The following is a 20,916-nucleotide window of genomic DNA, read 5'->3' as shown; positions in this document are numbered from 1 at the left end:
TTGTTAAATGTTTGACGCGCCATTATTGGATCTAATGACGTGATCGAACTGACTATCAAATGGATTACTAAACCCAATGGCCTGGATGAACTGCACCGCTATAGGTGTGGCTTTAATTGGGGTGTCTCCCCAGTGATCTAATGACAACAACCTCATTCCTTTTAATTCTTCTAGTTGTGCCGCAACTACATGAGATTTCTCACCAATTGCGTTTAGATGTCCCCATTCCCACTTGGAATTACCGCCTAATTGAACAAATTCATTTAGAGTTTCTATGTGGGAGAATGTCAACTTATCTAAGACAAGCATAAACCAAGATATAGTGTCTGCGGATAATGCCTCATCAAAGCAAGCGTTGGCAAAGAGGTTAGCGTAAAAGAAAACTTTATGCTCTTCATATTGATTCTTGGATTTGAGCATCATTGCTTCAAATAGATCTTCAGCTTTTGGCCTATAGCCAACTCTCAATCTGAAGAAGTCATCATCTCTAGGTTCCAAGCCAGCATCAAATTTTTCTTGAATTTTTTCTAGTGATAATGATGTTGCACCAGCCGCTCTAACAACTTCTCGATGAGACAAAGTACGCTCAACGAAGTCAGCAACAACACCGCCTGTCTGTGAGACTATCACACCAGCGGCACCACCCGCTGCTGCTCCAGCCGGACCACCAGCAAGAAACCCCAAAGCTGCTCCCGTGGCTCCCCCGGCGATTTCAGTTCCCTTTTTGATGAATGCTGGAACTACTTCCTTTTTTGACAATGTGATCTCCGATTACATTTAACAGTTTATTAAACAGCCATCGGCTCAAGCCGCCTGGTTCAGCTTCCCGCTCTTGAACACATTTTACCCACAATTAAATCAATAAGTTAGGGGAAACTTTCTGCGGATATTGCCTATGGCTCTATAATTCGGGGCTTACACCTGTAATGATATTCGCAACAGGTTACCCAAACATTCAACCAAGTTCATCTCCAACGTTCGACACCAAATACGCGAGGCAGGTCTAGCCTATCGGACGGAACAGGCATACGTTTACTGGATAAAGCGCTTTATTCACTTTTATAAACTACGATACTTTTGTGAGGTCGTTATTGTCGAGGTTGAGACGTTACTAAACTATCTGTCGGTCAATCTTCATTGTTCGGTTAACATCTTCCGCAAAGCTGCAAATAGAATGCATTAGGAAATTGACCAACTAAAGCCACCAGCAAGCTTCGAGTTCTCCCCCTACAAACTACCTGTAAACAGCATGGGCTATGCGGCCTTTTTCTTAAGTAGTCCCTTTTCTCCATCATCTTCAACAGGAATCAAGTGAGGTCGAATGATTAGCACCCGTTCTGGGTTACGCCCACTGTTCGGTAAACGCGTTGGAATCGAGTACTTTCCGTTTTTGTCACGCTCCAAAGCACCACAGGCGGCCAATAGTTGCTTTGCCTTCCGATCACTAAGCCCTTTGCAAACCTCCGCTTTAAAAGTGGCTGGGTAAACGTAGTAAACAGTCTCAGAGCAAGCCTGCCCCTCAAGGGCATTACTGTCCTGTAGCGTTTTCCGGTAGCCGCAACGCTTTAGGGTGCGAACAGTGTGATCATCGGCTGTGAAGTCTTCTCGATCCCAGCGGGTAAAGTGGGACTCTCCATAGAGATCAAAGAATAATCTCAGTGCTGCCAAGGTCTGCCGGTCCTCCAGGTTTCCAACACCGCCACGGGCCGATACCCAAGCGCTAAAACAGGATTTAGCCGCTTCCATCGCCATGCCTTTTGGCCAATCTGTAATTCCCGCAGTGGAAGCCAGCTCCCCGGCAAAACCAACTAGGGCAAACTTCTCTGCTGCTCTGCGTACTTGGCCACTCACATCATCAGACAGCTCTGCAGCAAAGTTCACCAGCTCACGGCGAATCTGGGTTGCCAGCTTTTCCAAGTTGCTTGCGCAAAGCTCTCTGATAAACGTATAAAGGGCCACTCCATGGAATAAGGACGCTTTCTCAACCATATAGCGCGATAACGCAGCGCCCCCTGCAAACCCATGCAATTCATCAAAGATACCCGCTCCGCTCCCTGTATCCGAGGGAATAGCCAGTAGGCGCACTTCTTGCCCGGCTTTTGCTTTCTTGCCCACTTCAGCCATCTGTTGATCAAGTGTGCGCTCGCCGGTTGAGAGGAAGACAAGCCTCCATTCAAATGCATTCCCGCGTACTCCCCCGCGATCATTAGCCCTTGCTTTGCCAGTGCCATTTCCCAGCATATAGGCAATATCTCCGACAATACGGGGATCGCATTGGCTGATCTCATCAAGAATTAAAAGGCCGTCTGAGTGGGAGGCAGCAATACTTTCTAGCGCGTTATCAGTACTACGCCAGGTACGAACAAAATCAGGCCCGCCATAAACAGAGGCAGCCACTTTAAGTAACGTCGTTTTTCCCTGGGAGCTATCACCAAAGAAGTGAAAGCCGGTCGTTTCCATGCCAATGAGATTTAGTAGAGGCCCTGCAAACGCTGCTGAAACCGCAAATAACAACCGGGTATTGTTTTTACAATAGCTCGCTACATGCTCACGCCATTGCTGAAGCTCTCCACTAAACTTTATCTTATTGAGATCCGGGCTAGTGGAGTAAAAATACAGAGGCTCTATAGGAGTTCCCAGGGTTTCATTTGGTAGTAAGTAGGCATCACCATGCCAACCAAGTTTATTCACCAACACATAGCGATTAGGGCTTTTTGCGGTTTGCAGGTATTGAATAATTCTGCGTCTTGGTTGCTGCCCCGCCTCAGCGCGAAGGCCCATGCTGTACAGCTGCTTGAGTACTTCCGCACCACCCTCAGTCGCTAGGTATTCACTAGGTATATTCCACTCTTTAACAATGCCATCGGGGTCAAGGAAGCGAACCAAGGTGCCCCAGTTTCTTCCTTGGGGGTCACGAGTTAAAGCAAGCACATCCAGGCGATCACATATTCTCATTAGTGAAGGCTCATCATCTGCCCCCTGAACCGGGAAGAAAACCCCACGATTATTTACTACAAATTGCCCAGACTCGGCCCCTTTATTACTTCCTCCCTTATTTTGGTCTTGATGTTCCGTTGCCACAGGTTGATAGGACGTTAATAACTTTCCCTCTGTAATTAAGGCTGCAAGCTGCTCTTTTGTAATACCGGCAGCTTCCACATCAGCCGCATCGCCTTTTGCTGGCCACTTAGGTCCTAAGGACTCCAAACACACCATAGAAACCTTACACTCCATAGTGTGTAGCATCGCAGCCAGCTTTAGCATACAGTCTTTGCCTGCTGCATCATTATCGGGCCAGAGAAGTACTTCCCTTCCATGTAGGGGCTTAAAATCTGCTTTGCCCAGCGCTTTACTACCACCGGGCCAGGTCATGGAGACATAACCCGGCAGCAGGCTAGTAGCTGCATCCGCAGCCTTTTCACCTTCGGTTAGCAATACCGGAGCTTTAGAGCGCTTTGCCAATAGATCCAGTTTATAGAGTGGCCGCGTTTTTACCGGCTGCTTCCATCTCCAAGAATTGCGACCCTTCGAATCCCGGCAATAGGTTAAGGGGCGATAGTCTTTTGATCTTGTATCGCCTTTCTGAATGTCAAAACGCATTACCTTCATTAACAGTGAGCCGCACTGTCCCCGGTACTCCCAAACTTTAGAGGGTTTACCGTTATGGGGATGGGTTGTTGGGCAAGACTGCTCTGCTTCTAAAGGTACCGGCAATACGGCTTCCCAGGAGTTACCGGCTGGCTTTTTGGGTTTCGACTTATAGGTTGAGCTAGGCGGTATAGACTCCCCTTCAGAGAGCCCCAGAAATGCAGCAAGCCTTTGTGCTGCCTCTCCATTGTTTACCCCCTCAAGATAGGCAACCAGCGATACGAGGTCCCCACCTTTTTCATCCGCTGCAAAATCCGCCCATGCACCGGTATTACGATTTACTGAGAAGGACCCCTTACTGCTATCAGATCGAGTTGGGTTAAGAGCAATATATTCAGCTCCCTGATATGAGCCATCTGGAGCCCAGTGCGCCAATACTTCATCAGCCCGATCAAGGGCGAAATCTGCCACTCGTTTAATATCAAAGCGTGCCATTAGCTTTCCTTATATTTTTAGCATTAACCCCCGCCCCATAAGGCTTCCAACAGAACTGCGGGCCTTATCCCTGTTACACCTTTTTGCTGTAACACTTTTGGGGTAACAGAAAGGTGTGACAGCGGAAAGCCAGTAAATACGGGGCTTTCAGCCATGCTGTAACACCTGCACACTTGTAACACCTTTTTTAAAGAGGGGGTAAGATCGCCCCGAATAGGGGCATTAGTCTCATTTATTGTGTTGATAAATTTGGCGGTAGGGAAACCGCTACGCCCTTAGGTTCCGTAAACCGTTTTGCATCGCGTAAGTTGGCCAGACGGATGCGTTTTGCTTTGTCCTGTTCGTGATATTCATCATCACTGTAATGATGTAATCGCGCCAAGATCGCTAATTTAGCCTGATAGAAAAGCCAGGTTTCCGAGTTGGCGGTAGGGATACAACCATCGTTATAAAGAATAATTCGCCTCGGATCAGGATCACCTTTAAAGGAGATTGCTGCCGCTTTTTTGGGTGTAATTCGGATATTGAAAAGTACAGGGTACTCTTCATAGTAGACAAATGATCTGCTGCTAAAACCAACTGGCTTGTAGTTTCGATTGAGTAGTGCGTAGCGACCGCATGGCTGCAAATCTAGGCAATATGGCATGGCGAGGGCACGTATATTAGCTGACATTTTTAAGCCCTCCATTACGAAGCTCTAGGGCATCAGCTTCCTCTGATGGGTGGTATTCGAGTTGGATACCATCCCAAACTAACCAACCTCCCAGAGAGAGACCTCCTCTAAGGCGGTAAAGGTTCACCACCTCAGTATCAGGAAGGCCTAGTGCTATTGTATTAGGGGAGGAGAGATACCAATGGGCCCGGCCATGTTGCTGATCAACAATAGGGTGAAATGAATCAGAACCTACCGCTAGAAACGCTGCTTCACCCGTTGGCCATAGGAACAAAAGCAACTCATAACCAGGGATAGGACAGCCCATATCAAATGTCTCCATGATAGAGCTGAGGAAGAGTTTCCGATCTTCAGGGCTCAGGTTTGAATTTGAGAGAAGTATTTTCTGCTCAAACTCAGCGCTTTCTGTTTTCCGATAGCTTCGAGCAAATTCAGCTACTTGCTGGTGTGTGTAGGGAGAGTAGGCACGAAGAGTCATTACTTGCCTCCCGCACGAGAAATAGCAACTCGATCTTGCACCCACTGGCAGACCTCAGAAGAGAGCCAACCACTGGCGCGCTCACCAAGTTTGATAGGGGTGGGGAATTCGCCTTTTTTCACCAGAGCATAGATATAAGTCTTCTTGAGCCCAGTCTGACGCTCTACCTCTGGTAGACGCAAAATAGGGTCGCTCGGCGGGCTAGGTAAAACATCCGGCATTTGGGGATGAGTATTTGAGAGGGTCATATTCAGTCTCCTTTAACAAACCACAGTGAACGTCTGTGGCGGTGAGGAGATTGAATCAATTGCAAACGGGGCTTACCGGAAGTTTAAGCAACGCCACTTTTCAGAAGTTTAAGCGGCGCCACTTTTCGGAAGTTTAAGAAATGCTATTTTTCCAATTCTTTTTTTCTTCCCAGTCTAAGGATCTATGGAGAGTAGATAGCAGCTCAGTTTTCATACAGCGGAAAGCGTATGGCAAGCAAACCTTTTTAATCTTATCTTCGTTAACCAGCTCATCGGCTCTTGTGTCACCTGGAAATACTAGCCTCAAAAAATCTGCATTAGATAAGTGCTCCCCCTCAACAATAGACCAGATATACAGATCAATTAATGCAGGAACACGGTAGTCTCTTACCTTATCCATATCAATTCGGCGGGTATCGCGTTTCTGTAGCGAAGGGCCTAAAAATAACTGTTCTTTACGATTGGCAGAGTAGGCACGGTCGGGCTCTAGCTGTATTAACTCTCTTAGTCTTGGTAGTAGCTCTTTAAGCTCTCCAATTATCTGATCATCTCTTGCTGCCAAATCAATAGTCAGAGCTGTAAGGCCATCATGGTAGCCAAAAGCTTCCCGGTAATATTGATCAATTGAGGTCTTTTCTAGCTCAGGATAGATTTCTTCATTCTGTCGATACCTAGCTCTCGATTCAGCTACATCCTCAGCAAACTCCTCTTCAGAGAAACCTTCTGGTGCTCCATCTCCAAGATCATCGAACATCCGAATTACGTCCCCAACCCCCATAGGTCTGACTGAAGAGCAAACATACTGCTGGGACCTTAACCAAGTGGGAGTCCATGTTGAAGAATCAATTGTCTCTTCAACATCTTGGTCAGGAGAGAGATACTCACTTATATCAAAGGATTTAAGTTTCTTATACTCGGTATCATCCTCTCTAAAAGCAAGGAAAGGGGATTCCATCTCTTCTGGAATTTCTAAGTCACAAACGTTCAGCTTAAATAAGTTGCCTCTGGTCAAATGTGATAACCAAGAGCAAGTATTTGATCGAGATGCCAGAAACTCAAATAGGGCCCTGTCTGACTGCTTATTAAGTTTTTTATAGTCATCAATTCGAAACCGCTCCCTAGCTTTCAGGAAAGAAGATGTCATACCAATCTCTCTATTGTTAGCTCTGCTTTGCAAAGATTGGGACAACCTTCCCACTTCCCCGCATCTCATCAAGGTAATTTGCCCACCACTGCATCATCTCTTTTCGCTCATCCATATAACGAGCATGGTGGGTATACGCAGCCCGTACCCCATTCCTTTCCATATGTGAAAGCTGCCGTTCAATGGCGTCAGGATTAAAGCCGGTCTCATTCAGGATTGAGGAAGCTGTAGCGCGGAAACCATGGGGATTTGCTTTACTTTTTCCCTCTTGGGAGCCATCCCAGCCCATTTTAAAAATAGCCCTGCGCATAGTGTTATCGGACATGGGTTTAGCTCTTTCGCGCTCGGAGGGGAAAAGCAGAGAGTACTGGCCAGTTAAAGACTTCAACTCTTCAAGTGCAGCAAGAGCTTGTGAAGACAGCGGCACAATATGATCCGTGCCCATCTTCATGCGATCACCAGGGATACGCCATAGTGCAGATTCAAAGTCGAACTCTTCCCAGCGTGCACAACGCAATTCGCCAGGTCTAACAAAGGTGAGTATCAGTAACTGAATAGCAAGCTTGGTTAATATCCGGCCCCGCTTTTGGTAGAGGTCTAACTCTTTCAGGAAACCAGGTAACTCTTCTCGTGGGAGGGAAGCCCGGTGGTTACTTTTTCGGCCACGCAAAATACCCGTTAACTCAATCGCTGGATTGTGAGTAAGTTTGCCAACCTGAACGGCATAGCGACAAACGCGGCGAATATCCTGTAAAACCCGCTGCGCAACATCCATAGCATCCCGCTCCTCAATATCGCGGACAATGGCTATTACATCTTGAGGATGAAGATCGGCAATGGGCCTTTGGCCAATTCGAAGGAAGGTATTATCTCGCAACCTAGTCCATACACGGTTGGCATGGTCCTCTGTCCAGGTTCCTTTCTGGTGGTTCCACCACTCTTCAGCAACAGCAGCAAAGCTTTGGTCAATATTGACTCTAGTTTGGTGTTTCTCAACTCGCTTTTGTACTGAAGGGTCGCGGCCCTCCTCCAACAACTGCTTTGCTTCAGCTAACTTCTGTCTCGCCTGCTTGAGACTGACAGAGGGGTAAACTCCCAAGGCCAGTGTTTTCTGCCTTCCTTTGAATCGGTACTTTAGCCGCCAATACTTGGAACCATTGGGTTTGACCAATAGGCGTAATCCCTGCTGATCTGTAAGCCACTGATCCTTGTCGCTTGGTTTGGCCTGTTTGATTTGTGTATCTGTAAGGGCCATTGGTGGTGCTACCTGTTTCTAAATTGAACCGAGGTAGCACCAAATGTAGCACCAGATAGCACCGGATGACAATGAACTAGAGCGGAGGACTGTGTAACCTCCAGATAGCAAAAAGCCCCGATTTACGGGGCTTTCTGGATGATTCCGAACTTCTTCGGATCTTGATGTGGTGCCCAGGGCGGGACTTGAACCCGCACGAGCATAGCTCACTACCCCCTCAAGATAGCGTGTCTACCAATTCCACCACCTGGGCAAAAATCTTTACTGTTGTTCCTCTGAATCAGTTTCCTGATTTACAGCTGGCTCTTGCGAATCGCTGCTTTCAGTCGGAGCCTGAGGAACATCACCGGCTTCCAGATCTGATTCAAGTTGCGGGATATCGCTTTCGATTTCTGGCAACTCGTTGGCCGGTCCAACTTGCTCAACTGCAGCGGGTATTTGCGGCAGATTTGCATCGACATCGGCATCTGCGTTTTGACGAGCCAAAAAGGCCAGCCCCAAACTGGTGACGAAGAATACAGTAGCAAGAATTGCTGTCAAGCGGGAAAAGAAATTTCCGCCACCCTGACTACCAAAAACTGTCTGAGATGCACCTGCACCAAAGGAGGCACCGGCCTCGGCACCTTTACCTTGCTGCAATAAAATCAGGCCGATAATACCCAATGCAACCAGAACGTGTATACCTAAAACAATTTCTTCCATTTTATGGAAACTCTCTACCGGGGTTGTGCTAACCCGTTTTTAGTATTCCCTAACCCGCTCGCTGAATATTATTCAGCAGCACGACAAATTGCGGCGAACTCTTTCGCATCAAGCGAAGCGCCACCCACAAGGGCGCCGTCAATATCAGCCTGCGCAAACAAGGCACTGGCATTAGCGGATTTTACACTACCGCCATATAAAATCTGTATCTGCTCACCTACATTACCGAGCTCACCCCGAATAAATTGGTGAACGTCCTGCGCTTCTTCAGGCGTTGCAGTTTTACCTGTGCCTATTGCCCAAACAGGTTCATAAGCCACAACTGAATGCTTCCAGGTATCACTTTCGATGATGTCGCTAACAGCTTTAAGCTGGTTTGCGATCACCTCGAGGGTACGCTCCTGCTCGCGCTCTTGCAGGGTTTCCCCGACACAAAGGATCGGGATCAAACCAGCCTGCTGGGCAACCACAAACTTCTTGGCTACCAGCTCGCTTGTCTCCCCATAGAGACTGCGACGCTCGGAGTGCCCAATAATGACATAGCGAGCATTCCAGTCGAGCAGCATTTCAGCGGATATTTCACCGGTATATGCGCCACTGGATTCCTGACTGAGGTTTTGCGCACCAACACTAAAGCGCTCCCTATCTTCTGCTACCTGGGATACCAGGGGAATATAAGGAAATGGCGGGCAAACAACAACGTGAGCGGCAATAGCCTGCAAGTCGAAGTCAGAAAAAAAACGTTCGGCAAAAGCTTTATTGCCGTTCATTTTCCAGTTAGCTGCTACCAGCGGTATTCGCATGTGTGCTCCTTTAAGGGGCGCAAATCTTAGCGACATTGCCGCCAACATACAACCAAAAATATACGAGTTTACCTATCTCACTGATGGCGCCCTATAGAACGCCTCAGGAGCCCCCTAATGAAGGGCTCAGCCGCCCCCAACCCTTTGTACTACAGCGGAGATCTGCTGTGCCAGTTGCTCTACCTGAGTGCTATCACGGCCCTCCACCATTACCCGGATAAGGGGCTCAGTACCAGAGGGACGCAGCAGAACACGACCATTGTCAGCGAGTTGAAGCTCCGCATCACTGACCGCTGCCATAACTTCCGGATGGTCGAGTATACCATCGCGATGTCCAAGTCGCACATTAATCATGTGCTGGGGAAGCATCTGCATGCGCGCCTTGAGCTGGTGCAGAGGTAGGCCAAATTCAGAAAGGGCTCGAAGCACCTGAAGAGCAGCAACAATACCGTCTCCGGTTGTTGAAGCATCGGCGCAGATGATATGGCCAGAAGATTCACCACCCAGCATCCAGCCATTGGCCTTCATTTTTTCGAGCACATAGCGGTCGCCAACTTTAGCGCGCTCAAACGGGATACTGCGCTCCCGCAGGGCCAACTCAAAGCCGTAATTACTCATCAGGGTACCGACAATGCCCTTACAGCCCCCAAGATGCTCCTGCTGGTAAAGGCCGATAATAAAGAGCAGCTGATCCCCATCGACAAGATCACCATTGCGATCAACAAACAAAACCCTGTCGCCATCACCATCGAAAGCGATCCCGAGATCTGCACCTTGCTCCACTACTGCGCTCTGTAACTGCTTGGGTTTGGTAGAGCCACACTCCAGATTGATATTTAGTCCATCCGGGCTAGCACTTAAGGCAGTCACTTCTGCTCCCAGCTCTCGAAAGACCTTTGGTGCTATGTGATAAGTGGCCCCGTTTGCGCAATCAAGAACGATTTTGAGACCATCCAGAGAAAAGTTCCAAGGTGTGGATGCTTTGCTGAATTCGATATAACGCGAGGCCGCATCATCTACTCGATATGCCTTGCCTAGATTTTCCGCCGCCTCCATGGGAAGCTCGAGTGCCGCTTCGATCTCGCGCTCTACTTCGTCGGGCAATTTGTAGCCTTCGGCACAGAAGAACTTGATGCCGTTATCGTGAAAAGGGTTATGCGAGGCGCTGATTACGATTCCCGCTCGAGCGTGAAAAGTGCGAGTGAGGTAGGCAATAGCAGGGGTAGGCATGGGCCCCAATAGGCCCACATCAACTCCAGAGTAGATTAAACCCGCCTCCAGGGCAGCTTCAAACATATAGCCGGACACTCGCGTATCCTTGCCAATCAAAATATAGGGGCGACTGGACCTCTTACCCGCGGACATCTTACCCAGCACCTTACCAGTGGCGTACCCTAATCTCAGCATAAAGTCCGGGGTTATTGCCCCCTTCCCCACATGTCCACGAATTCCGTCAGTGCCAAAGTACTTTCTTTCCATTTCTGTTCTCTACTGCAGCTAACTACGCCGCATTTAATTTGTAAAAGTTATAAAAATGCCTCCACAATTTTAGGAGGCTAATGTTTGTAGGAATTAGGCTTTAAACCCCTCGACCACTTGCTGTAATCGCAAAACATCAACTGTCTCTGCAACATCGTGCACCCGTAAAATCTTTGCCCCTCGCTGGGCTGCCAGCATAGCAAGTGCAAGGCTACCTGGAAGCCGATCCTCCACCTCTCGCTGCAACAGGCGCCCGATCATCGACTTACGCGACAAGCCAGCCAGTATAGGGACATCCGCTGGCCCCAATTGCGACAAGGCACCTAATAAAGCCAGGTTATGAGCGTCGGTCTTGCCAAAGCCAAAGCCTGGGTCCAATAGGAGGCGCTCTCGGTTAATTCCCACAGCACAACAGGCCTCAATACGGTCCGCAAGGTAATGGGCGACTTCCGTTACTACATCTCTATAATTGGGGGAAGTTTGCATGCTATTCGGCTGTCCTTGCATATGCATAAGACATACAGGTAAATCTGTTTGCGCGGCAGCCGCAAGTGCACCTTCTCGCTCAAGCGCACGAACATCATTGATAAGCCCGGCTCCCACTTTAGCGGCTTCGCGCATCACTGTCGGTGTACTGGTATCTACCGAGACGACGACATCCAGCCTCGTACAAATCGCATCTACCACGGGGAGCACCCTGTCGAGCTCCTCCTGCTCAGAAATAGGAGCGGCTCCAGGCCGAGTGGACTCCCCACCCACATCAATAATTGCGGCCCCCTCGTCTAGCATTTGCTCGGCCCGACACAACACAAGAGACAGGTCTAGCATGCCAGCCTGATAGTAACTGCCGCCATCGGAAAAAGAATCTGGGGTGGTATTGAGAATCCCCATCACCACAGGTGAGGAGAGGTTTAGTGTGTGTTTTCCACAGGTGATTTTCATATACAGAGATAAAAAAACGGAATGTCTCATCGGGTTGGGCTGATGCCATCCCGACCTACATTCCGCTTATGCCATTTGAATGTTTCGCTGAGAATCAGTGCTCGTTTAACGGGCCACCAACTGGATTACTCTTGTCTGCCTCAGTAGAGGCCTCAGATGTATCCGTTTTATCTACTTCATCGGTTGAGCTGTTGCCGCCGGAACCAAAATTGTTATCTTCCCAGTCTTTAGGTGGACGCACTTTGCGACGAGCCATCAGGTCGTCCACTTGTTCTGCATCTAGGGTTTCATACTCCATCAGGGCATCTTTCATGGCTTCAAGGATATCTCGATTTTCCTCTAGCAACTGGCTGGCACGTTCATAGCAGCTATCAATGATACGGCGAACTTCTTCATCAATATCATTAGAGGTCTTGCCGGAAACCGGGTTACCCTGCCCCGGCTGGCCGCTTTCATCTTCTCCATAGTGCAAGGGACCAAGTTTCTCAGAGAGTCCCCATTTGGTCACCATACTACGTGCCAGGTCGGTAGCGCGCTCGATATCGTTGGACGCGCCGGTTGTCACACCATCTATACCCAGGGTCATCTCTTCGGCAATACGACCACCAAACAGTGAACACAACTGGGATTCAATCGCACGTTTGGAGAGGCTGTACTTATCCTCCTCAGGCAAGAACTGGGTAACACCCAGTGCACGGCCGCGAGGGATAATGGTGACTTTGTGTACTGGATCATGTTCTGGGACCAGGCGACCAATAATCGCATGACCCGCTTCATGATAAGCAGTATTCACTTTCTCTTTCTCATTCATCACCATGGACTTGCGCTCGGCACCCATCATGATTTTGTCACGGGCACGCTCAAACTCCTCCATGGTCACCGTACGCTTATTAGCGCGAGCAGCAAAAAGTGCAGCTTCATTCACCAAGTTGGCTAAATCGGCACCGGAGAAACCGGGTGTACCCCGCGCAATAGTCTGAGCATTGACCTTGTCATCCAGTGGTACCTTGCGCATATGCACAGTCAGAATCTGCTCGCGGCCGCGGATATCCGGTAGGCCGACAAATACCTGACGGTCGAATCGACCGGGGCGCAACAGAGCATGGTCGAGTACGTCCGGGCGGTTAGTGGCGGCAATCACGATCACCCCTTCATTGCCTTCAAAGCCATCCATCTCTACCAGTAGCTGGTTGAGTGTCTGTTCACGCTCGTCATGACCACCGCCAACACCGGCGCCACGATGGCGGCCTACGGCGTCGATTTCATCAATAAAGATAATGCAGGGAGCTTGCTTCTTGGCCTGATCGAACATGTCACGGACGCGGGAAGCACCCACGCCTACAAACATTTCTACGAAGTCGGAACCGGAAATAGAGAAGAAGGGCACTTTTGCCTCACCGGCAATGGCCTTAGCCAGCAGGGTCTTACCGGTTCCGGGAGGACCACACATCAGTACACCACGGGGGATATTACCGCCCAGGCGCTGGAATTTAGTGGGGTCTCGTAGAAACTCTACCAGCTCCTGTACTTCTTCCTTTGCTTCATCCACACCCGCAACATCGGCGAAGGTGGTCTTGATCTGATCTTCGCCTAATAGGCGCGCTTTACTTTTACCAAAAGCCATAGGCCCGGAACGGCCACCAGCACCGCCCTGCATCTGGCGCATGAAGAACATAAAGACGGCAATAATAATGAGGATCGGGAAGCTCGCTACCAAGAGTTGCTGCCAGATACTGGGAGATTCAGGTTCACGGCCAACGAACTGGGTATTACTGCGCACCAACTCATTGGTGAGTTCATCGTCAATAATCTGTGGCTGGATAGTCTTGAAGCGACTGCCGTCGGCTTTTTCGCCAGTAATCACCAGACCATCCACAACGACGCTTTTCACCTGTCCCGACTGCACATCCTGAACAAAGTCGGAATAACTGAGAGCCTCATCCCGTGTCTGCGGCTTAAAATTCTGAAATACCATCAGCAGCACCGCCGCGATGATCAACCACAGTACAAGGTTCTTTGCCATATCATTCAAAGGGATAGCCCTCTCGCTTTCGCACTCAAAATCCGTTCATTTTGCTGTGCCGATCCTATCTATACCCATCAAATCAGTATAGGTGTAGGAGACAACAGCCCTGCCGCCCAATAGGAATAATGCTTATACCATATCGAGCAGGCAGACTAGAAATACGCCTTCGCGCCTAATTGCCCTTAAAGCCCCTGGCCACCAAATAGACTTCGCGAGAGCGAGGCCTGGAGGCGCCAGGCTTACGAGTCACAACACTGTTGTAGCTCGCGCGCAAGTCGCGGATCAGCTCATCAAAACCCTCACCCTGGAAGACTTTGGCAACAAAAGCACCGCCGGGCTTTAATACCTGCCGGGCCATATCTACTGCCAACTCTACCAAATACATGGAGGCGGGCTGATCAACATCGCGTATCCCACTCATATTGGGGGCCATATCGGAAATCACAAGGTCTGCCATCTCATCGCCAAGATGTTGCAGCAGCTCGTTGAGCACTGACTCCTCAGTAAAGTCACCTTGCACAAAGTCCACACCGGCCAGGGGGTCCATCGGCAATATATCAGACGCCAAAACCCGGCCTTTGTGCCCCACTAGCTCCATCGCCACCTGAGACCACCCTCCCGGTGCAGCGCCCAGGTCAACAACCGTCATGCCTGGCTTGAACAGGCGGTCCTTATCCTGTAACTCCTGCAGCTTGTAGCTGGCACGGGAGCGATAGCCCTCTTTCTGGGACTGTTTGACGTAATGGTCATTAAAATGTTCACGCAGCCAGCGGTGGCTGCTCTTAGATCGGCCCATCGGGTACAATGCCTACAATCACTACAGCTTATTAGTAAGAGCGGTCATAAGCCGCGATCGGGTCAGCCAAACAACTGCTGACGAAGATCGAGGCTTTTGGTCACTCCCATATCGATATCCACAAAGTGGTAATGGAGTATTGTATGCCTTTAACCGCCGACCGCAAAAAAGCACTGCGCTCTCTCGGTCACAATCTCAAACCTGTCGTGACTGTAGCGGGCAATGGGCTCAGCGAGGGCGTGATGGAAGAACTGGAACGTGCACTGGAAGATCACGAGCTGATCAAGGTAAAGCTGATGATCGCTGACCGTGAAGTCCGACATCAGATTGTAGGGGAGCTCTGCCAGAAATCCTCTGCTGAACTGATCCAGGAGATTGGTAAAATCGCTTTAATCTATCGAGCTGCGAAGAAGCCGGATGTACGCAAGTCTAACTTGCTGCGCTGATGTTTTATCAAGAAGCGGCCTCTGCCGTTTCTTGATAATCTCCATCAAGTATCTTCATCAACAGCAAGCTCACAGGGTACAGACAGTTCCCACATCTCATCGCTAGAAAGTCGAGCAAGCCAACACTTCCGCCCATCCGTAAGTAACTGGAATTTGATGGGCTTCGCCATATCTCGACCAATTAATGCCATATGCTGCCGATTACGTTCAACGACCAGAATACTTTTATCTACAAACACTTCAGAGCCCAGAGTAACTTTAACCCCACCCAAGGCTTCTGAAACCAGCACTTGTATCTCCGCAGTAACTTCTGGGCTAACCTTTTTCAAAAGCGCCGGTTGGACACTCTGAATATTTGACTGAGAGGCACATCCCAAGCATATAACGGCAAGACAGCAGTAACCTATCAGGGCTGCAATTTTCATTTTATCTCACCATTATCCGATTGCTACGAGAAGCTTCTTTTGGCACTTGAACATTTGATACTGGAATGCGTGAATTGATACCAGACTCAGAAAATGCACTAACGGCTATATCACCACACTCCCCTGTTTCAATATAGTTTAGGGCTGCCGCAAAACGAGCCTCATTGGAATCACCTAAAAGATGATAAAAGTCATCGCCGATATGACAACCCGGCAAATCAGCAGCTGTATTATCGGTACCATTAGGGGCAAACCCATCTGAATAATCGCCAAAGCCTTTAGCATTCACACCAGAAAACTGAATTGTGAAATAAGTAGTACCACAATTATCCAACGGATAAAAACCATAGGGCTTGCCACAAGTAGTTTCACCAATCTGAATAACCTCTATATCTACTCCGCGCAAGCCATTAATAATAGCTTCACTGGCCGAGCAAGTATTCTCACTGGTCAAAACAAATACACGTGGAAGGTTCAATGTAGGCAAAGGGGCTCCTTTCAATCCCTCATCTATAAGCCCAAGCGCAGAGGTATGGAACGGGGTCGAGTCAATTGGTTTCCCTGTGATTGGGTTTGTCTCTGGATGCTTATTATTAAACTTGGTCCGCTCAAAGGGCTGGCCAATTGTTACTGTACCAGCAATCATATAGGCTAGCTCTGCGGCAATATCTAAATACCCACCGCCGTTATAGCGTAAATCCAACACTAAATCTTCAACAGAAGCAGTATCTAACTGGGTAACTGCATTAATTAATTCCGCCTCAGCTGTTGCAATATGATCATTGAAAAGTATATAGCCCACTCTGCGACCGGAGCCCGTCACCTCGGTCTTTACAAACTGAACTGGATCAGACTTCACTGCTGAGGCAACTAGAGTAACCTTTTCAATCAAGGAAGAACCCACTTGCCTAAATTCAAAAGTGTGGGATTCACCTTCACTCTCAGGCCACAGGCCATTATTTAGCGTATCTATATCTTCACCATTGGCCAAGTCGACTCCATCCACACTGATCACCTCAGCACCCCGAGTAATAATACCTGGCAAACTTTCATTGCCTTCTTCATCTAGGTAGGCGACTACTGCCTTTCGTGGTGGCTCACTCGATAGAAGTGCCCACTGAAGTCCATAGCCAACATAGACTCCGGACTCGGTTTGCGATAACCATTCGCTGGTCGGAATCGTGTAGTGAAAACGATCCTTATCTCGGCCGGAGGGCGTCTTCTTAAAAGTTTTCAGCTGATCAAAGTAAGCCAAAGAGTCATCAAAGCTTGCCGGATCCTTATCTGTAATTTCATCGTACCAAAGGTAGACTTCATTACTCATGGAACGAAGCCAGTTGTTTTCGTCGACGCGTGTTCCCAGCTGATCGATATATTCGTAGCCAGTTGCTGGGTCGGTACCAGTTCTTGGTGAGACGCATCTAGCTACAAAAGTCGAGGATGGCAAAAAGTTATTCTCTACCCAAGATTCTCCAGCCGAGGTAGGAAGCTCTGCATTACCAGCAGTACCCGTAGCATTCGTTCTTTCAGGCGTATCATCTCCGCTGCCGCCGCCACTACCACAAGCAATCAGAGCAAGCGTTCCAAACGCCATCATTCCTTGCAAGGCAAGTTTACGAAAACGGGTCCCCATCCCCCAGCTCCTTTAATATTTTTGTCTAATACTATTAAAGTAGGGGAGGTTATCACTATTAATCAAAGCCAGCGATAGTCAAAGAAATTTAAGAATAATTTCACTCTGAAAAAACAAATGGAGCTGAAACATCCAATACTAATCTGGTATCAGTGTCTCAGCCCCATTGGGTAATGGCCACCTAATGATTAAACATCAGGCGCTATTTTATTAGTCGCAAACCCTCCCAATTACACCCTGCAGACTGTCTTTGGCATCGCCAAACAACATACGAGTATTCTCTTTATAGAACAGGGGATTTGCCACACCCGCATAACCAGAGGCCATAGAACGTTTAAGCACCACCACTTTGCGCGCTTTCCAAACTTCCACTACAGGCATTCCAGCAATTGGAGAGCCGGGTTTTTCTACGGCATCGGGGTTAACAGTGTCGTTGGCTCCGATCACCAGTACCAAGTCGGTGCTGGGGAAGTCGGGATTAATTTCATCCATCTCTAACACTATGTCGTAAGGCACATTGGCTTCGGCCAGTAAGACATTCATATGGCCCGGCAGTCGCCCTGCAACAGGATGGATACCAAAACGCACTGTTTTACCCATACCGCGCAGGCGATCGGTCAAGTCGCTGACGGCTTGTTGCGCATGGGCAACAGCCATTCCGAACCCAGGCACGATAATGATGCTATCGGCGCTCTTGAGGTCATCGACAAGTTCCTGCTGGTCAATGGCAATCACCTCACCCTCGACTTCCTCATCGGAGACTTCCCCACCGTCAGAGCCAAAACCACCGAGAATCACACTGATAAAAGAGCGATTCATACCGCGGCACATAATATAGCTGAGGATCGCACCGGAAGAACCAACGAGTGCACCAACTACGATAAGCAGGTCATTGCCTAGCATAAATCCAGTAGCCGCTGCGGCCCATCCTGAGTAACTGTTCAGCATGGAGATAACCACCGGCATATCAGCCCCACCGATAGCAGCCACTAAGTGGATACCTAACAATAAAGCAATAGCGGTCATCACTAGTAGATTGATAACCGTAGGTCCACTCACTTCTGCAGGCACAAAGAGCACACCTAATACGATACAGGCCAGGATAGCAATTAGGTTAAGCCAGTGCCGAGCCGGCAACATCAAGGGCTTACCGGAAACTATGCCCTGTAGCTTACAAAAAGCAACGAGTGACCCCGTTAAGGTGATAGCCCCAATAAACACCCCAAGATAAATTTCTGTGCTGTGCACAACATGTGCAGAACCATGGAGATTGACTCGAGGATCGAGAAAGCCCCCCCAACCAATTAAAACTGCCGCAAGGCCAACGAAGCTGTGCAGAAGGGCTACCATCTGCGGCATCTGCGTCATAGCCACGCGTTTTGCGAGTGACAGGCCTATTACAGCCCCCACCACCATGGCAATAATCACCATCCAGTAAGCGCCGGAGGCAATACCGGAAATAGTGGCTATTATGGCAACCGCCATACCAACCATTCCGTAGATATTCCCCCGGCGCGCAGTTTCATGACTGGACAAACCGCCCAGACTTAAAATAAACATTACCGCGGAAAAAAGATAAGCCATTGCAATCATACCGTTCATCACTTATCTCCTTTCTTAACGACGAAACATCTTCAGCATCCGGTAGGTAACAAAAAAACCACCGAATATATTGATACTAGCTACAAGTACACCAACAAAGGCCAGCAAGGTTACAAGCCCAGAACCAGTAGCTCCCAATTGCAACAATGCCCCCACCACAACAATCCCAGAAATCGCATTAGTAACACTCATCAATGGGGTATGCAGGGCATGGGTGACATTCCAAATTACCTGCCAACCGACAAAAATGGCCAGCACAAAAACGGTAAAGTGTGAAACGAAGTCTGATGGAGCTACCCGGCCAAGCCAAAGAAGTAATATTCCAGCGATTGCCCAGAAAACAAAAATGGATAGGGGTGATTTACGTTTTTCAATTTTATCTTCTACGGAAACCTTGGCTTCCTCAGCCACTTTAGTTGGCTTCTGGGGCTGCGCAGAGATCTTAGGGGCGGGAGGCGGCCAGGTAGTTTCCCCGGACTTCACCACAGTTGCCCCACGAATAACCTCATCCTCAAAATTAAGATCTATTTCACCATCCTTTTTCGGAGTGAGTTCACTGAGTAAATGGGCGAGATTGGTGGAGTACAACCGGGAAGATTGTGCCGCTGCACGGCTGGGTAAATTGGTGTAGCCAATGATTGTCACATCGCTATGTACAGTTTTCTGATGAGGGACAGTGTAATCACAGTTCCCCCCCATTTCTGCCGCCAGATCCACCACCACAGAGCCAGGCGCCATGCTGTCAACCATATCGGCAAGCCATAGTTTTGGTGCTGGTTTACCGGGTATCAATGCCGTCGTAATAACAATATCCACATCCTTGGCCTGTTCGCGAAACAACGCCATTTCCGCTTCAATAAATTCCTTCGACATCTCCTTGGCATATCCGCCAGAACCCGAGCCCTCCTCTTCCACCTCTACTGTGAGAAACTCGGCCCCCATGGATTCTACTTGTTCGCGCACCTCGGCTCGGGTATCAAATGCCCGAACGATGGCTCCCATACCTTTAGCGGTACCTATTGCCGAGAGTCCGGCAACACCGGCACCAATAACGAGAACTTTGGCTGGAGGGATTTTTCCCGCCGCGGTGATTTGCCCGGTAAAAAAACGACCAAAATTATGTGCGGCTTCGATGACGGCACGATAGCCGGCAATATTAGCCATGGAGCTGAGCGCATCCATTTTCTGGGCCCGGGAAATCCTGGGGATGGACTCTACGGCAAGTGCGTTAATATCATTATCGGCAAGCTTTTGTAGGAGCTCGGCATTTTGTGCTGGCTTTAAGAAGGCAATCAATGTTGCCCCCTTAGGGATTAAAGCCAACTCTTCATCCGTTGGCGGTTGCACTTTAAGAACAACTTCCGCCCCCTTTAGGCAAGCCACTATATCCCCACGGATCTCAGCACCAGCTTGTCGATATAACTCATCGGCAAAGCTAGCCTTTTCACCAGCCCCGGCTTGTACAACAACAGAAAAACCCAAGTCAATTAATCGCTTTACGCTCTCCGGAGTTGCCGCAACACGCGCCTCCCCCTCTACGGTCTCTCTAGGTATGGCTATTATCACCGCCGTGCCCCTCATATTTAATATTATGAATTTACAACTACATCCACCTCAAAAAGGACTAGTTTGCCCATTTTATAGTCAGGCCGAGTGTAAACTCAGCAAACTGGGATTGAAAGAGAAGCTATCTAATAGCCACAATTGGTGAAATTTATAAGGCTATTAATAAGTTACAGCTGCAACATTAATTCAAGCACATCATAAGGTCACAGCGATAAAAAAATAATAAACTGTGAAAAGGAACTTTCTATCACCCGTGAGAAGCAACAAAGGAATCGGGCCAACTTAAATAATACAAATACTCTTTGGTTTCACACTGGCCAAACAATGGGTTTGTTAATTCCCTAAAAGTTCTTTCTCATTAGGCTAATCATCACAAAAAAAACCTGGTAATAGGATCTTTCACCCATCAGAAATTGATAATGATGTAAATTCTTTTCATATACCCACCTGGAAATGGTTTCAAAAAACTTCTTTAGCATCTTCATTTCAAAGTGACCTGGCCAGATTTACTCTCAAAAACTCCTCTTGTACTAAAAGATCAATAGTTCCAAAATGGCGTAATAAGAAACAACGGATATCTCATACTGTACTTCATGGAATTAGAAGAATTTATTT

The 20,916-nt window shown here is 48.5% G+C and carries 19 protein-coding genes and 1 tRNA gene; 2 read left to right on the top strand and 18 right to left on the bottom strand.

The genetic code is table 11. The features are described 5' to 3' along the window. Window positions 1–3 precede the first annotated feature (3 nt). Window positions 4–759: a hypothetical protein gene (locus ACJJIV_RS15005; protein WP_444889495.1), complete on the bottom strand. Its 756-nt coding sequence runs from the start codon at window positions 757–759 to the stop codon at window positions 4–6. A gap of 172 nt (window positions 760–931) precedes the next feature. Between ACJJIV_RS15005 and ACJJIV_RS15000 the strand changes: the two genes are divergently transcribed. Beyond that, window positions 932–1,183: a phage integrase N-terminal SAM-like domain-containing protein gene (locus tag ACJJIV_RS15000; RefSeq protein WP_444891719.1), complete on the top strand. Its 252-nt coding sequence runs from the start codon at window positions 932–934 to the stop codon at window positions 1,181–1,183. Window positions 1,184–1,254: 71 nt separating this feature from the next. Here ACJJIV_RS15000 and ACJJIV_RS14995 read toward each other — a convergent pair whose 3' ends face one another. From ACJJIV_RS14995 to rlmE, 13 genes are all read right to left on the bottom strand, one after another. After that, window positions 1,255–4,083 carry a DUF927 domain-containing protein gene (locus ACJJIV_RS14995; protein WP_444889494.1) on the bottom strand — a complete coding sequence of 943 codons (2,829 nt, stop codon included), beginning with the start codon at window positions 4,081–4,083 and terminating at the stop codon, window positions 1,255–1,257. Between the two features lie 232 nt (window positions 4,084–4,315). Further along, window positions 4,316–4,756 carry a hypothetical protein gene (locus ACJJIV_RS14990; protein WP_444889493.1) on the bottom strand — a complete coding sequence of 147 codons (441 nt, stop codon included), beginning with the start codon at window positions 4,754–4,756 and terminating at the stop codon, window positions 4,316–4,318. Next, complete coding sequence (locus tag ACJJIV_RS14985) at window positions 4,746–5,234, bottom strand: hypothetical protein (protein ID WP_444889492.1); 489 nt, start codon at window positions 5,232–5,234, stop codon at window positions 4,746–4,748. The genes ACJJIV_RS14990 and ACJJIV_RS14985 overlap by 11 nt, the downstream gene beginning before the upstream one ends. Beyond that, window positions 5,234–5,482, bottom strand: coding sequence for a helix-turn-helix transcriptional regulator (locus ACJJIV_RS14980; RefSeq protein WP_444889491.1), 249 nt, complete (start codon window positions 5,480–5,482; stop codon window positions 5,234–5,236). Before ACJJIV_RS14980 ends, ACJJIV_RS14985 begins: the two co-directional genes overlap by 1 nt. 133 nt (window positions 5,483–5,615) lie before the next feature. After that, window positions 5,616–6,626 (bottom strand): DUF6387 family protein, encoded by a 1,011-nt coding sequence (locus ACJJIV_RS14975; RefSeq protein ID WP_444889490.1) that lies wholly within the window; start codon window positions 6,624–6,626, stop codon window positions 5,616–5,618. 16 nt (window positions 6,627–6,642) lie between these two features. After that, window positions 6,643–7,881, bottom strand: a complete 1,239-nt coding sequence (locus tag ACJJIV_RS14970) for a tyrosine-type recombinase/integrase (RefSeq protein WP_444889489.1) — start codon at window positions 7,879–7,881, stop codon at window positions 6,643–6,645. A gap of 167 nt (window positions 7,882–8,048) precedes the next feature. Continuing rightward, window positions 8,049–8,134: transfer RNA gene (locus ACJJIV_RS14965), tRNA-Leu, on the bottom strand. A gap of 8 nt (window positions 8,135–8,142) precedes the next feature. After that, on the bottom strand, window positions 8,143–8,583 hold the full coding sequence (gene secG, locus ACJJIV_RS14960) for a preprotein translocase subunit SecG (protein ID WP_252083192.1): 441 nt from the start codon (window positions 8,581–8,583) through the stop codon (window positions 8,143–8,145). Window positions 8,584–8,651: 68 nt separating this feature from the next. Beyond that, window positions 8,652–9,386: a triose-phosphate isomerase gene (gene tpiA / locus ACJJIV_RS14955; RefSeq protein ID WP_252083193.1), complete on the bottom strand. Its 735-nt coding sequence runs from the start codon at window positions 9,384–9,386 to the stop codon at window positions 8,652–8,654. A 126-nt stretch (window positions 9,387–9,512) separates the two neighbouring features. Then, the gene (gene glmM, locus ACJJIV_RS14950) at window positions 9,513–10,865 is read right to left on the bottom strand and encodes a phosphoglucosamine mutase (RefSeq protein WP_252083194.1); all 1,353 of its coding nucleotides are present in this window, start codon (window positions 10,863–10,865) and stop codon (window positions 9,513–9,515) included. Window positions 10,866–10,958: 93 nt separating this feature from the next. Then, the gene (folP, locus tag ACJJIV_RS14945; RefSeq protein ID WP_353505442.1) at window positions 10,959–11,837 is read right to left on the bottom strand and encodes a dihydropteroate synthase; all 879 of its coding nucleotides are present in this window, start codon (window positions 11,835–11,837) and stop codon (window positions 10,959–10,961) included. Between the two features lie 64 nt (window positions 11,838–11,901). Continuing rightward, entirely contained in the window at window positions 11,902–13,830 is a 1,929-nt protein-coding gene (gene ftsH, locus ACJJIV_RS14940) for an ATP-dependent zinc metalloprotease FtsH (RefSeq protein WP_252083195.1), read from the bottom strand. Between the two features lie 175 nt (window positions 13,831–14,005). Continuing rightward, window positions 14,006–14,629 carry a 23S rRNA (uridine(2552)-2'-O)-methyltransferase RlmE gene (rlmE, locus tag ACJJIV_RS14935; protein ID WP_252083196.1) on the bottom strand — a complete coding sequence of 208 codons (624 nt, stop codon included), beginning with the start codon at window positions 14,627–14,629 and terminating at the stop codon, window positions 14,006–14,008. Between the two features lie 143 nt (window positions 14,630–14,772). Here rlmE and yhbY point away from each other — a divergent pair, with 143 nt between their 5' ends. Further along, window positions 14,773–15,075 carry a ribosome assembly RNA-binding protein YhbY gene (gene yhbY, locus ACJJIV_RS14930; RefSeq protein WP_252083197.1) on the top strand — a complete coding sequence of 101 codons (303 nt, stop codon included), beginning with the start codon at window positions 14,773–14,775 and terminating at the stop codon, window positions 15,073–15,075. A gap of 44 nt (window positions 15,076–15,119) precedes the next feature. Here yhbY and ACJJIV_RS14925 read toward each other — a convergent pair whose 3' ends face one another. From ACJJIV_RS14925 to ACJJIV_RS14910, 4 genes are all read right to left on the bottom strand, one after another. Continuing rightward, window positions 15,120–15,500, bottom strand: a complete 381-nt coding sequence (locus ACJJIV_RS14925) for a hypothetical protein (protein WP_444889488.1) — start codon at window positions 15,498–15,500, stop codon at window positions 15,120–15,122. Window position 15,501: 1 nt separating this feature from the next. After that, complete coding sequence (locus ACJJIV_RS14920; protein WP_444889487.1) at window positions 15,502–17,133, bottom strand: S41 family peptidase; 1,632 nt, start codon at window positions 17,131–17,133, stop codon at window positions 15,502–15,504. A gap of 210 nt (window positions 17,134–17,343) precedes the next feature. Next, window positions 17,344–18,735: a Re/Si-specific NAD(P)(+) transhydrogenase subunit beta gene (pntB, locus tag ACJJIV_RS14915; protein ID WP_444882653.1), complete on the bottom strand. Its 1,392-nt coding sequence runs from the start codon at window positions 18,733–18,735 to the stop codon at window positions 17,344–17,346. A gap of 15 nt (window positions 18,736–18,750) precedes the next feature. After that, complete coding sequence (locus ACJJIV_RS14910; RefSeq protein ID WP_444889486.1) at window positions 18,751–20,301, bottom strand: Re/Si-specific NAD(P)(+) transhydrogenase subunit alpha; 1,551 nt, start codon at window positions 20,299–20,301, stop codon at window positions 18,751–18,753. Window positions 20,302–20,916: the final 615 nt, after the last annotated feature.

This window comes from Microbulbifer mixtoriginis (SeqCode) (assembly GCF_052466765.1).
This window is presented reverse-complemented; position numbering and strand designations above follow the sequence as displayed.